Raw genomic sequence first — 12,384 nt, forward strand, 5'->3', positions numbered from 1 at the left:
ACATTGCATTCATTGTCGCGATGCAGTGGCATGAGGTCCGTGCAGTGATTCGCCAGGTTTCGCGTTCCTGGTCTGGCGAAGGCCGCCTGCGTTACTAGTCCCCCATTCATGCTGAGGTCATCGCCGGCGGAGAGACTCACTCCATTCATTTTTGCTCATGTTGATTAGGGGAGTTGTTATGAAGCTGAAGTCTATCGCTCGAAATCGTTTTGTCGCCGCTGCCTGGATCGGGATCGCGCTCGGCGGGCAGCCGCTGCTTGCCGTATCCGCCGCCGGCACGCCTCCTGCCCAGTGGTCCTTTGGTCTCCTTACCGACACCCAGGGTGCCGGCGACCCGCGTGGCGTATCCGTCAGGCTGATGCAGCCGGTAGTGGACCGCTTCGTGAACAACCACAACATCGACCTGCTCATTTCCATCGGCGACCTGACCGAGAACGGCACGGCGGCTGAATTCGATACATGGAAACAGGCTGCGAAGCCGCTGGCCGACGCCGGCATTCCTCTCTATCTGACACGCGGCAATCACGACGTGCGTGCCGAGAGCACCATCGGGGGCATTGACCCCTTGCTCGGGCCTTCGGCTTACCGGGGTACCGACACCTGGTCCTCGGCCTTTCCCAGCTTGAGCGGGCCAACGGTCACGACGGGGCCGGGAGCGTCCTACTCATTCGCCTACAATAACACGCTGTTTGTCTCGCTCGACTTATATGGCGCGATGCCCAGCGAGCTGATCGGCTGGGTAGGCAGCCAGCAGAAGGGCAGCTACGACCACATGTTCGTCTACGCCCACGAGCCATTCTTCGGCCGTGCGCGCGAGGGCGTGCTTGGCGACAGCCCACTGCGGATGCAGGTGCTTAACCAGTTGAGCGAAAATGGCGTCGATGCCTACTTCAGCGGCCATGACCACCAGTACAGCCGCTCGGCGGCAGTCGACGGTCAGGACGTGCTGCTGCATCACATCGTTGCGGGTTCGAACGCCGAAAAATACTATCGCTTCGAGAATGAATTCAACGTGGGTGAAGAAGTCGGCGCCGCGCTGGTCAACAACGAGGTCGGCTACAGCGTCGTCGATATCAACGGGCCGTTCGTGACTTTCACACACTATTCGGCGACCCCGTCGGCCTCATCGGACTTCTCCGAGGCCTGGGAGCCCGAGTGGCGCGTGGCCGATCGCACCACGTTCTCGACCAACGGCAAGTCGTATGCCGTCAATGTTGGTGAATCCTATGCCGGCCTCAAGAGCGCGATTGTGGAGGGCAATGGATTCGTTGGCACCAAAGCCGAGATCCTGGCTGGCCAAAACCTTGATGGGCGCTCCGTGACAACCGAACCTGATTCGGGCGCAGGCATCACCCAGCAGCTTGGCAACATCGTCAACTTCGGCTGGGTGGCGAGAACGGACAGACTGTACAGCGACATCCTTTACCTGGGCGGCATGGACGACCAGCTCGATGGCGTCGCCGATCCCTTCGTGCTCACCCTGAGCTATGGCGAAGATATTGCAATCGACGAAGCGTTGCTGCGCCTGGTGTATCAGCTCGACGGCCAATGGGTGCTCGCAGTGGACGCCAACACCGAGGGCACGTCGCGCTTCGTCATTGGCGCCTGGCAGGCCTCGTATGGCTTGGGCACCTATGGTGTGGATACGGCCAATAATCTGGTATGGGCTGTGATCGACCGCAATGGGCAGTTCGCCGTGGCTGCCGTGCCGGAGCCTTCCGCGCTGGCGCTCATGCTGTGCGGGTTCGGTGTGCTATTGGCATTGCGCCGTCGCCGTGCCTGAGTGCCATATCTTGGACTGCGCCACATAATTTAGGAAGAAAGGACTGCTGCGGCAGTCCTTTGTTTTTGCAGACAACATTGCCGGGCCGGCAATCAACTGCCCGGCTGCTAGCAGGAAGCTGGCTTTGCCTGCCAAGGTCATTTTGCAAAGTAGCTTGCCGTCAGGTTCTCTGCCGCATCGGGCTGCGTTTGCGGCGTGACGCTGACAATGAAGCTGGGGATGCTGGCGGCCACTGCCGGCGTCAGGGATACGCTGAAACTGCTGGCGTATGACTTGCCTGCGGGGATGGTGATTGCCTCGCGTCCCTTGAAGCTGCCTGCCGGAAGCCCATGCGCCTGAATGGCATAGGTTTCCGCATTGCCGGATTTGTTGCTGATGCGCAATTCATAGCGGTTGCGCAGGCTGCCGTCCGCAAGCTGGGTGACCAGAGGCTGCCTTTGCTGTTGCACGATGGCGGTGAAGGGGGTGAGCGTGCTGATGGAATGCCAGGTGAAGGCGATGCTGGCGATCAATACGCAGAGGTAGCCGAGCCGCTTTGCCTTGGACCATCGTTGCATGCGTACGTCGGGTTCCTGGATGTTCTCGTCGCGGTCGAAACGTATCAGGCCGTGCGGCAGCTTGAGGCTGTCCATGATGTTATTGCAGGCATCCACGCACAAGCCGCACGAGATGCAGCCGATCTGGAATCCCTTGCGGATATCGACGCCTGTCGGGCAGACGTTCACACAGTAGTTGCAGTCTATGCAGTCGCCGAAGCCTTGGCTGCGACGGATTTCCGCTGTCTTGAGCTTGGCCGTGGGCGCCTGGCGGCCATGCAGGCCTTCGCCGCGTGCCTCGTCGTAGATCACCGTGACGGTGGAAGGGTCCTGCATCACGCCCTGGAATTTGCCGTAAGGGCAGGCGACGAAGCATACGTCCTCGCGTGCGAAGCCGGCGGCGACATAAGTCGTGGCGGTAAGCACGGAAATGGTGACGTAGGCAGCAATCGCCGCTTCCCCGGCGAACACCTGCCGCAAGAGCGTGCCCGACTCGGCAAAATACAAGGTGAAGGTGACGGCCGTGGCAAATGACAGCAGCAGCCAGAGCGCATGGGTGCTGCCGATCAGTGCGGCTTTGCGCAGGCTCCAGGGTGCTTGCTGCAAGCGCTTCCTGGCCTGGGCTTCACCCTGTATCCATTTTTCGATAAAGCGGAAGGCATCCGTCCACAAGGTCTGGAAGCAGAAGAAGCCGCAGAATATCCGCCCGAACATGGCTGCGGAGACGAAAAGCAGGCTGGCTGCCACCACCATGATGCCCACCAGCACCATCAAATCCTGCGGGTAGAGCACCAGGTTGAAGATATGGAAGCGCGAATTGCCGATATCAAACAACAATGCCTGCCCGACCTTGTTGGGCCAGGGGAGCCACGGCAAGAGGAAATACACGCCGAAAGCGGCATTGAGGATGATGGACTTCAGGTTGCGGTAACGTCCCTTCACCGAATAAGGCACGATGGGAATGACTTTGCGTGCCGCACTCGGGCGGGCGATGGTGGCTTCTGCTTGCATGGCAATTCCTGAGTGAGTGATGCTATGCGGAATTGTGCGGAAGCGGGCGGTAATATAACAGATTCAGGTGTGAATAAATTTATAGTATCAGATTGCTGCGATGCATTGCTGTGTCTGTGTTTTCTCAGACAATCAAGGCTGCCGCCACCTGGCGGCTTTCCGCCATCAGGATGTTGTAGGTGCGGCAGGCGGCTTCCGTGGTCATGCATTCCACGCTGATGCCAGCGGCGATGAGGTCGCGGACTATGGAAGGATGCAGGAAGCGGTGCCTATTGCCCGTGCCGAGCAGGATCAGTTCGGGCTTGAGCGCCAGCAGCTCCTGGAAGTTCGTCGCCTGCAGATGGTCGAAACTCTCGACCGGCCACGCAGGCAGCAGGCTGCCCGGCAATACGATCAGGCTGTGTTCGTGGCGCTGGTGGTTGATTTCGACCCAACCGTCGCCGTAACCGGTAATCAGGTGGCTGCCCGCAGCCTGGGTAAGGTGTAATTTCATGAGAGATATATCGAATAATCTAATGAGGTCTTTTGAGGCGTCATGCTTCAATTGCATGCCAACTCAATGTAAGATAGCACATTTTCCCCAACCGGAATCTGCAGGCCGCCATGCAAGAAATCTCCAAGTCCAGCAAGCTCAGCAACGTATGCTACGACATCCGTGGCCCAGTGCTGGACCGAGCGCGCCAGATGGAGGAGGACGGGCACCGCATCATCAAGCTCAATATCGGCAATCCTGCGCCTTTCGGTTTTGCCGCCCCCGAGGAAATCCTGCAGGACGTGATCCGCAACATGGATTCCGCCTCCGGCTATACGGATTCCAAGGGCCTGTTCGCCGCGCGCAAGGCGATCATGCATTACACCCAGCAGAAGAACATCCAGGGCGTGACCATAGACGACATCATTATCGGCAACGGCGTTTCCGAGCTGATCGTCATGGCCATGCAGGCCTTGCTCAACAATGGCGACCAGGTGCTGGTGCCGATGCCGGATTATCCGTTGTGGACCGCGGCCGTGAACCTGGCGGGCGGCACTGCGCGTCATTACGTCTGCGACGAGCAGACCGGCTGGCTGCCCGACCTCAAGGATATCGAGAACAAGATCACGGCGAATACGCGCGGCATCGTCATCATCAACCCGAACAACCCGACCGGTGCTTTGTATCCGCGTGAAACGCTGGAAGGCATCATCGAGATCGCGCGCCACCACGGCCTGGTGATTTTCGCCGACGAAATCTATGACAAAGTGCTGTTCGACGGCAATACCCATACCTCGATCGCCTCATTGGCCGATGACGTGTTGTTCGTGACCTTCAACGGCTTGTCCAAGAACTACCGCACCTGCGGCTACCGCGCCGGCTGGCTGGTGATCTCGGGCGAGAAGCGCCATGCCAAGGATTATATCGAGGGCCTCAATATGCTGGCCTCGATGCGCCTCTGTGCCAACGTGCCCGGGCAACTGGCGATCCAGACCGCGCTGGGCGGCTACCAGAGTATAGACGACCTTGTGGCGCCTAGCGGCCGCTTGTGCAAGCAGCGCGACCTCGCCTACAAGATGCTGACCGACATTCCCGGCGTGAGCTGCGTTAAGCCCAAGGCCGGCCTGTACCTGTTCCCGCGCCTCGATCCCAAGATATATCCCATCGAGGACGACCAGCAATTCATCCTCGACCTGTTGCTGGAGGAAAAGGTCTTGCTGGTGCAGGGCACGGGGTTCAACTGGCGCGCGCCGGACCATTTCCGCGTCGTGTTCCTGCCGAACGTGGACGACCTCACCGAAGCCTTTACCCGCATCGCCCGCTTCCTGGAAAACTACCGCAAGCAGCACAGCACCCTCACCGTGGTGGACGGCAAAGCCTCGAAAGACACGCAGGCAAGACCGCAGAACGCGACGGCATGACCGCGCGGCTCTTGATACAAGATTGAAAAGCAAGATAACTGGAAACTGAATGAAACCCATCAATGTTGGCCTGCTCGGCATCGGTACTGTCGGTGGCGGCACCTATACCGTTCTTACACGCAACCAGGAAGAAATCGCGCGCCGTGCCGGCCGCCCAATTGCCATCACGCGCGTCGCCGACCGCAATCTTGAATTGGCCCGCAAGGTAACGGGAGGCCAGATTGACGTCACAGACGATGCATTTGCCGTGGTGGCAGACCCAGACATCGACATCGTGGTCGAACTGATCGGCGGATACACCATCGCGCGCGAACTGGTGATGAAGGCGATCGAGAACGGCAAGCACGTGGTCACGGCCAACAAGGCGCTGATCGCGCTGCATGGCAACGAGATTTTCGCCGCTGCGCAACAGAAGGGCGTGATTGTCGCATTCGAGGCGGCCGTGGCGGGCGGTATTCCCATCATCAAGGCCGTGCGCGAGGGGTTGGCCGCCAACCGAATCGAGTGGATTGCGGGCATTATCAACGGCACCACCAATTTCATCCTCTCGGAAATGCGCGAAAAGGGCCTGGCCTTTGCCGACGTGCTCAAGGAGGCGCAGCGCCTGGGCTATGCCGAGGCCGACCCGACCTTCGACGTCGAGGGTGTGGACGCCGCGCACAAGCTCATGATCCTGGCCGCGATCGGCTTCGGCATCCCGATGCAGTTCGACAAGGCCTACGTAGAGGGCATCAGCAAGCTGGATGCCCTTGATATCCGCTATGCGGAGGAACTGGGCTACCGCGTCAAGCTGCTCGGCATCACCAAGCGCACCAGCAAGGGCGTGGAACTGCGCGTGCACCCGACCCTGATCCCCGAGAAGCGCCTGATCGCCAATGTCAACGGCGCCATGAACGCCGTGCTGGTGAAGGGCGATGCAGTCGGGCCTACTCTATATTACGGTGCCGGCGCGGGTGCCGAGCCCACCGCGAGCGCCGTGGTTGCGGATATCGTCGACGTGACGCGCACGCATACCACCGACGTGCACCAGCGCGTGCCGCACCTGGCTTTCCAGCCCGACCAGCTCGTGGACTTGCCGATCCTCGCTATCGGCGAGGTGAGCAGCGCCTATTACCTGCGCCTGCGCGCGGTGGACAAGCCGGGCGTGCTGGCCGATGTGACCCGCATCCTGGGCGACCGCCAGATTTCGATCGATGCGATGATCCAGAAAGAACCGCAGGAAGGCGAAGACCAGGCCGACATCATCATCCTGACCCATGTCACGGTCGAGAAGAACATGGATGACGCGATTGCCGCCATCGAGGCATTGCCTGCCATTTCCGGCAGTGTGACCCGCTTGCGCATGGAAGAGCTAAGCCGATAACTTGAGGAAAGGGTTGCAGGCAGGCATAGCAGCCTGCTGCATCAGTTGTGCCATGAAATACGTTTCCACCCGCGGGCAGTCGCCTGCACAGTCGTTTACCGAAATCCTGCTTGGCGGCCTGGCGCCCGACGGCGGCCTCTACCTGCCCGAGCAATATCCGCAATTCAGCCAGAACGAACTGAATGCGATGCGCGGCATGAATTACCGCGACCTGGCGTTCGCCATCCTCTCGCGCCTGATCGATGACATCCCCGCTGACGACCTGCGCGCCATCGTCGACAAGACCTACCGCGCAGATGTGTATGCCTATGCGCGCCCGGGCCAGAGTGCCGAGGACATTACGCCTACCTATAAGCTGGAGGACGACCTGTACCTGTTGTCCTTGTCCAACGGCCCGACCCTGGCGTTCAAGGACATGGCGATGCAGTTGCTGGGCAACCTGTTCGAGTACGTGCTGGCGCAAAAAGGCGAGACTACCAACATCCTCGGCGCGACCTCCGGCGACACCGGCTCCGCGGCGGAATACGCCATGCGTGGCAAGCGGGGCGTCAAGGTGTTCATGCTTTCGCCGCATCAGAAGATGAGCCGTTTCCAGACCGCGCAGATGTTCAGCCTGCAGGACGACAATATCTTCAACATCGCGGTCAAGGGCGTGTTCGACGACTGCCAGGACATCGTCAAGGCAGTGTCGAACGACCATGCCTTCAAGGCGAAGAACAAGATCGGCGCTGTGAACTCCATCAACTGGGCGCGCGTGGCGGCCCAGGTGGTGTATTACTTCAAGGGCTATTTCGCCGTGACCGCGAACAATGCGCAGCAAGTCAGCTTCGCCGTGCCTTCCGGCAACTTCGGCAATGTCTGCGCCGGGCATATCGCCCGCATGATGGGCTTGCCGATTGCCAAGCTGGTTGTGGCGACCAACGAAAACGACGTGCTGGACGAGTTCTTCAAGACCGGCGTCTACCGTCCGCGCGGCTCAGCCAATACCTACCATACTTCCAGTCCCTCGATGGATATTTCCAAGGCGTCCAATTTCGAGCGCTTCGTCTTCGACCTGGTGGGTCGTGACGCCGCTAAGGTGCGCGAGCTGTGGGGCAAGGTGGATGCCGGCGGCAGTTTCGACCTCAATGAAGGCGGCTGGTTTGCCAAGGTGGCGGATTACGGCTTCGTTTCCGGCAGCAGCAACCATGCCAACCGCATGCAGACCATCAAGGCGACGCATGAGCGCTACGGTGTCACTATTGATACACATACCGCGGACGGCCTCAAGGTGGCGCTGGAGCACCGCGAGGCAGGCACCCCGATGCTGGTGCTGGAAACCGCATTGCCGGCCAAGTTCGAGGATGCGATCGTCGAAGCACTGGGGCAGAGGCCAGAGCGCCCACAGAGTCTTGAGGGGCTGGAAGCCCTGCCGCAGCGCTTTGAAGTGATGGAGGCCGATGCCGCCGCCATCAAGCAGTTCATTGTTGAGCATATTTGATCGGGAGATGTCATGAAGGTCTATCACGACTTGATGCGCCACGTACTGGAGCACGGCCACAAGAAGGAAGACCGTACCGGCACCGGCACCTTCTCGGTGTTCGGTTACCAGATGCGCTTCGACCTGACCGAGGGCTTTCCGCTGCTTACCACCAAGAAAGTGCACCTGAAGTCCATCATCCATGAGTTGCTCTGGTTCCTGCAGGGCAGCACCAATATCGCTTATCTCAAGGAAAACGGCGTCAGCATCTGGGATGAATGGGCGGACGAGCAGGGCAACCTGGGCCCGGTCTATGGCTACCAATGGCGTAGCTGGCCGACGCCGGATGGCGGCCATATCGACCAGATCAGCCAGGTGGTCGAGGCGATCAAGCGCAACCCAGACTCGCGCCGCCTGATCGTGTCGGCATGGAACGTGGCCGATGTCGACAAGATGAAGCTGCCGCCTTGCCATGCGTTCTTCCAGTTCTATGTGGCGGACGGCAAGCTCTCTTGCCAGCTGTATCAGCGCAGCGCCGATATCTTCCTCGGCGTGCCGTTCAATATTGCCTCCTATGCCTTGCTCACCATGATGGTGGCGCAGGTGTGCGGACTCAAGCTTGGCGATTTCGTGCATACCCTGGGCGATGCGCATATCTACCTCAACCACCTCGAGCAAGTGAAAGAGCAATTATCGCGCGAGCCTTATCCTCTGCCTGTGATGAGGATCAATCCCGAAGTGAAGGATATTTTTGGTTTCCGCTTCGAGGATTTCTCGCTGGAAAATTATCAGTCTCACCCTGCCATCAAGGCGCCTGTCGCAGTGTAATTCCCTGGTTTGACTCTATGTTGTTCTCCCTTCATGCTGTTGCGATGCGGGCGCCGATGGTTGCGCGTTTATTTTCCGTATCAATCTGTCAGCGTTATCGATTCATGGTCGTAGTGTTTCATGGTTAATTCCGCACATCATCAACCTGTGCCGCCCAAACTGCGTGTGGCGCACATCCTGGCGGTCGGCCTGGCACTGTTGATTGCCACCGTGACACTCATCAGCATGGAATATGCTTCGCTCAGGCACAATATGGCCGTCACCATGCAGATCCAGATGCGCATCATGGCGGGCAATATTGCACAGGCGCTGGTGCGCGGGGAGCGGGAAGTGGCCTCTGAAGTGCTCGCCAGCCTGGCCGAAGCGCCGGAGATAGATACGGCGACGCTATATGACATGCAGCAAAATCGTTTTGCCGAATATGTGCGGCCTGGCAGCCTGTTGCGCCCGTTCGACATGATGGTCGTGGCCCAGGCCCAGCGCCAGGCGGATTTGCAGAAGATCGAAATATGGCAGCCCGTGATATCTGACGACATGCAGATTGGCGTGCTGTATATGCGATCCAACATGAAGGGGCTGTATCGCCAGCTGCTTTGGTACATCGGCACCACAGTGATGGTGATGCTGGTCACCTTGTTTGCTGCCGCCTTGTTGTTGAGCCGACTGCAGCGTGCAATGCTGAAGGCCGAGGAGCGTGCCGGCTTTCTCGCCAATTACGATACGGTGACCGACCTTCCTAACCGTCATGCTTTCAACCGGCGATTCCATGCATTGTTGGACGAAGCGCGCCATCGTCATGGCGTATTGGCATTGCTGGTGTTCGATCTGGATGATTTCAAGGTCATCAACGATACCCTCGGCCATGATGTCGGCGACAAATTATTGCATCTGGTCGCGCAGCGCTTGGTATCTGCTGCAGGCAAGAAAGACACGGTCTACCGTGTAGGAGGGGATGAGTTTGCCATGATCCTCAACCAGCCGGCCGATGTCGAGAACGTGGAAGCCGTCGCCAACCGCTTCATCCGGGCGCTGACACAGCCTATCGTAATGAATGAGCGGAACTTCTATATCGGCGTCAGTATCGGCGCGAGCATCTATCCATACGACGGAGATGACGCCGCCCATCTGCTGCGTGATGCCGATGCAGCCATGTATTACGCCAAGAGCCGCGGCAAGAACAACTTCCAGATGTTCTCGGCAGAAATGCATCATAAAAGCTCGACACGCTTGATCCTCGAGACGGAAATGCGCGTTGCGTTGGAAGAAAGGCAGTTCGAACTCTACTACCAGCCGCAGTTCAGCCTGCCGGGCCGCAAGCTGGTCGGCGTAGAAGCCTTGATACGCTGGCATCATCCGCAGCGCGGCATCTTGTATCCAAGCAGTTTTATTCCGATCGCAGAAGAAACCGGCCTGATCGTGCGCATTGGGGAGTGGGTGTTGCGAGAGGCCTGCAAACAGGCCATGGAATGGAAAGAGATGGGAGTGGCGCTGCGCATGAGCGTCAACCTCTCGGGCCGTCAGTTCCGCCAGGAGAACTTGGTGCAGGCCGTGACCAAGATCATTGAGCAAACTGGCATGGATAGCAGTTTGCTGGAGCTGGAAATTACTGAAACCGTGCTGATGGAAGATGCGGAAGTAACGACTGCCCGTCTGATGGACCTGAAGGCCATGGGCATGCACCTGGCAATCGATGATTTTGGCACAGGCTATTCCTCAATGGCGTATCTCAAGCGTTTTCCGGTCAGCCGCCTCAAGATCGATCGCAGTTTTATCCGGGATATTCCATACGATGCCGATGATGTCGCGATTACGACGGCCACCATCCAAATGGCGCACAGCCTGAAACTCGAAGTGGTGGCAGAAGGGGTGGAGACCAAGGCTCAGCTGCAATTCCTGCTGGAGCAGGGGAGCGACATGGTACAAGGCTATTTGTTCAGCCACCCGATGGATGCAACCCATATGACGGAAATCGCCCTGGCAAGCAAGGCACGGCAAATTTAATTGTGATTTAATCCTAAATAAATGGGGAGTTTCTCCCAGCTCTTGCTTCTTCATTTATAATTGCAACATTAGATAATGACTACATGGAGCTTAATTATGGGGAAAACCGTCGTTGCGATTAGCGCGCTAGTCTTGGCCGTATCCAGCAGCCTGGCGTTTGCCGACCATCACTTTCCTAAGGGCAAGGTAAGCCTGGAAACCTGTCTGGAAGCTGCGCTCAAGACCAAGCAGGGTACCGTGGTGAAGGTGGAGTACAAACTGGAAGGCAAGACGCCAGTCTATGAATTTGATATTGAGTCTAGCGATGGTACCGCTTGGGATGTAGAATGCGATGCTAACACTGGCAAGATCGTGGAAGTGGAGCAGGAAGTCGATTCTGCAGACCATCCCCTTTTCAAGGCCAAGCAAAAGGTAAGCGAAGCTGACGCACGCAAGACAGCGCTGGCTGCACATCCTGGCGAAATTATCGAGGTTGAGTACGAGATCGAAGAGAATGGCGCTGCCTCCTACGAATTCGATATCAAGACCAAGGATGGCAAGGAATTCAAGGTCGAAGTAGACGCAACTAGCGGCAAGATCGTGGAATCCCACCAAGAGTTCTACCAGATCGGCAAGGAATAATGGGTTTTTGACTGGACGGACAGTCGACAACGCTCCTTCGGGGGCGTTTTTTTTGCCTGTTATTAATGGAATGGAAACCAGAAAGTTGGCAGGCAAGGCTTAACTTCCGCTCTGGGGAGCCGTTAATCAATATATCGAAGTTATTGATGGGAACCACAATGGATGTCAATGCAATTGCCAGTGTCGCTACCGACCTTGCGGCTACGCGCTTGCAGCAGGAAGTCGGGACGACAGTATTGAAAAAGGCCTTGGATATCAGCTCGGCCAATGCCTTGGCTTTGCTGGAGGCATTGCCGTCACCTCCTGCCGCCAACTTGCCAGCGCACCTGGGACAAAACGTGAATACGACGGCTTAACAATTTAAGCCAAGACAAAAATAAAGCCCTGCATTTGCAGGGCTTTATTTTTTGAAGAAAAAAAGCAGACCTTCTCGGGGAGGATAAAGGCCTGCTATGAGGAGCTTGGAGATTCAATACATGCTATGCACTCACTAACCGGCCACTCTTGAGCTTGACATTGTCTCCCACGGAGTAGCGCGGCGTACTGTACTGGGTAATGGTATGAAAGTGTCCATTACCCATCTTGACCTTGATAAGATAAGTTGCGCCAGCAACTTTTTCATTCATCTTGTAACTGTCTGCCATATTGTTCTCGAAAGAACGGATCGACACGATAATGCCGCAGTCCGTGCAGGTGGAGCGGACTGGCTCGCTCTCGCGGGAATTTTCCATCCCCTGGTTGAGCGTGTTGCTGATCACCATGGCTGCATTGGGATCGGTAATCAATTCCTGCGCTAGGTCAGGACGATAGGTATGCTCGACAGGAATCAGGCCGGTAATCGCGGCGCTTCCAACCAGGCTGAATATCGTCATGGTCGTTGCAGCGACCA

General features: G+C 57.8%; 11 protein-coding genes. 8 read left to right on the top strand and 3 right to left on the bottom strand.

The features are described from left to right. The first annotated feature begins 358 nt into the window (after positions 1-358). Complete coding sequence (locus ACKF11_RS03130) at positions 359-1,783, top strand: metallophosphoesterase (RefSeq protein WP_407995914.1); 1,425 nt, start codon at positions 359-361, stop codon at positions 1,781-1,783. A 137-nt stretch (positions 1,784-1,920) separates the two neighbouring features. On the opposite strand, the gene ccoG is transcribed toward ACKF11_RS03130, so the two are convergent. Together ccoG and ACKF11_RS03140 are read right to left on the bottom strand one after the other, a co-directional pair. Continuing rightward, positions 1,921-3,330, bottom strand: coding sequence for a cytochrome c oxidase accessory protein CcoG (gene ccoG / locus ACKF11_RS03135; protein WP_407995915.1), 1,410 nt, complete (start codon positions 3,328-3,330; stop codon positions 1,921-1,923). Between the two features lie 124 nt (positions 3,331-3,454). Continuing rightward, positions 3,455-3,823, bottom strand: coding sequence for an Mth938-like domain-containing protein (locus tag ACKF11_RS03140; protein ID WP_407995916.1), 369 nt, complete (start codon positions 3,821-3,823; stop codon positions 3,455-3,457). Between the two features lie 110 nt (positions 3,824-3,933). Between ACKF11_RS03140 and ACKF11_RS03145 the strand changes: the two genes are divergently transcribed. The 7 genes from ACKF11_RS03145 to ACKF11_RS03175 all read left to right on the top strand — a co-directional run bounded on the left by ACKF11_RS03145 (position 3,934) and on the right by ACKF11_RS03175 (position 11,851). Further along, complete coding sequence (locus tag ACKF11_RS03145; protein WP_407994242.1) at positions 3,934-5,223, top strand: pyridoxal phosphate-dependent aminotransferase; 1,290 nt, start codon at positions 3,934-3,936, stop codon at positions 5,221-5,223. Positions 5,224-5,272: 49 nt separating this feature from the next. Continuing rightward, positions 5,273-6,586 carry a homoserine dehydrogenase gene (locus tag ACKF11_RS03150; protein ID WP_407995917.1) on the top strand — a complete coding sequence of 438 codons (1,314 nt, stop codon included), beginning with the start codon at positions 5,273-5,275 and terminating at the stop codon, positions 6,584-6,586. Positions 6,587-6,638: 52 nt separating this feature from the next. Next, on the top strand, positions 6,639-8,066 hold the full coding sequence (gene thrC / locus ACKF11_RS03155; protein ID WP_407995918.1) for a threonine synthase: 1,428 nt from the start codon (positions 6,639-6,641) through the stop codon (positions 8,064-8,066). Positions 8,067-8,078: 12 nt separating this feature from the next. Continuing rightward, a complete protein-coding gene (locus ACKF11_RS03160) occupies positions 8,079-8,873 on the top strand; it encodes a thymidylate synthase (protein ID WP_407995919.1) in 795 nt (264 codons plus the stop codon). Between the two features lie 120 nt (positions 8,874-8,993). After that, the gene (locus tag ACKF11_RS03165) at positions 8,994-10,874 is read left to right on the top strand and encodes a putative bifunctional diguanylate cyclase/phosphodiesterase (RefSeq protein ID WP_407995920.1); all 1,881 of its coding nucleotides are present in this window, start codon (positions 8,994-8,996) and stop codon (positions 10,872-10,874) included. 96 nt (positions 10,875-10,970) lie between these two features. Beyond that, positions 10,971-11,495, top strand: coding sequence for a PepSY domain-containing protein (locus ACKF11_RS03170; protein WP_407995921.1), 525 nt, complete (start codon positions 10,971-10,973; stop codon positions 11,493-11,495). Positions 11,496-11,653: 158 nt separating this feature from the next. Continuing rightward, positions 11,654-11,851: a YjfB family protein gene (locus tag ACKF11_RS03175; RefSeq protein ID WP_309564848.1), complete on the top strand. Its 198-nt coding sequence runs from the start codon at positions 11,654-11,656 to the stop codon at positions 11,849-11,851. Positions 11,852-11,974: 123 nt separating this feature from the next. Here ACKF11_RS03175 and ACKF11_RS03180 read toward each other — a convergent pair whose 3' ends face one another. Further along, positions 11,975-12,367: a hypothetical protein gene (locus ACKF11_RS03180; protein ID WP_407995922.1), complete on the bottom strand. Its 393-nt coding sequence runs from the start codon at positions 12,365-12,367 to the stop codon at positions 11,975-11,977. Positions 12,368-12,384: the final 17 nt, after the last annotated feature.

Source organism: Methylobacillus draconifructus, assembly GCF_045984385.1.
Lineage (GTDB): Bacteria > Pseudomonadota > Gammaproteobacteria > Burkholderiales > Methylophilaceae > Methylobacillus > Methylobacillus flagellatus_A.

Excerpts from the sequence above, each read along its gene's own strand:
- ACKF11_RS03130 (WP_407995914.1), top strand. The coding sequence starts at position 359 with ATGCAGCCGGTAGTGGACCGCTTCGTGAACAACCACAACATCGACCTG.
- ACKF11_RS03145 (WP_407994242.1), top strand. The coding sequence starts at position 3,934 with ATGCAAGAAATCTCCAAGTCCAGCAAGCTCAGCAACGTATGCTACGAC.
- ACKF11_RS03180 (WP_407995922.1), bottom strand. The coding sequence starts at position 12,367 with ATGACGATATTCAGCCTGGTTGGAAGCGCCGCGATTACCGGCCTGATT.
- ACKF11_RS03140 (WP_407995916.1), bottom strand. The coding sequence starts at position 3,823 with ATGAAATTACACCTTACCCAGGCTGCGGGCAGCCACCTGATTACCGGT.
- ACKF11_RS03170 (WP_407995921.1), top strand. The coding sequence starts at position 10,971 with ATGGGGAAAACCGTCGTTGCGATTAGCGCGCTAGTCTTGGCCGTATCC.
- ACKF11_RS03175 (WP_309564848.1), top strand. The coding sequence starts at position 11,654 with ATGGATGTCAATGCAATTGCCAGTGTCGCTACCGACCTTGCGGCTACG.
- ACKF11_RS03165 (WP_407995920.1), top strand. The coding sequence starts at position 8,994 with ATGGTTAATTCCGCACATCATCAACCTGTGCCGCCCAAACTGCGTGTG.
- ACKF11_RS03150 (WP_407995917.1), top strand. The coding sequence starts at position 5,273 with ATGAAACCCATCAATGTTGGCCTGCTCGGCATCGGTACTGTCGGTGGC.
- thrC (WP_407995918.1), top strand. The coding sequence starts at position 6,639 with ATGAAATACGTTTCCACCCGCGGGCAGTCGCCTGCACAGTCGTTTACC.
- ACKF11_RS03160 (WP_407995919.1), top strand. The coding sequence starts at position 8,079 with ATGAAGGTCTATCACGACTTGATGCGCCACGTACTGGAGCACGGCCAC.
- ccoG (WP_407995915.1), bottom strand. The coding sequence starts at position 3,330 with ATGCAAGCAGAAGCCACCATCGCCCGCCCGAGTGCGGCACGCAAAGTC.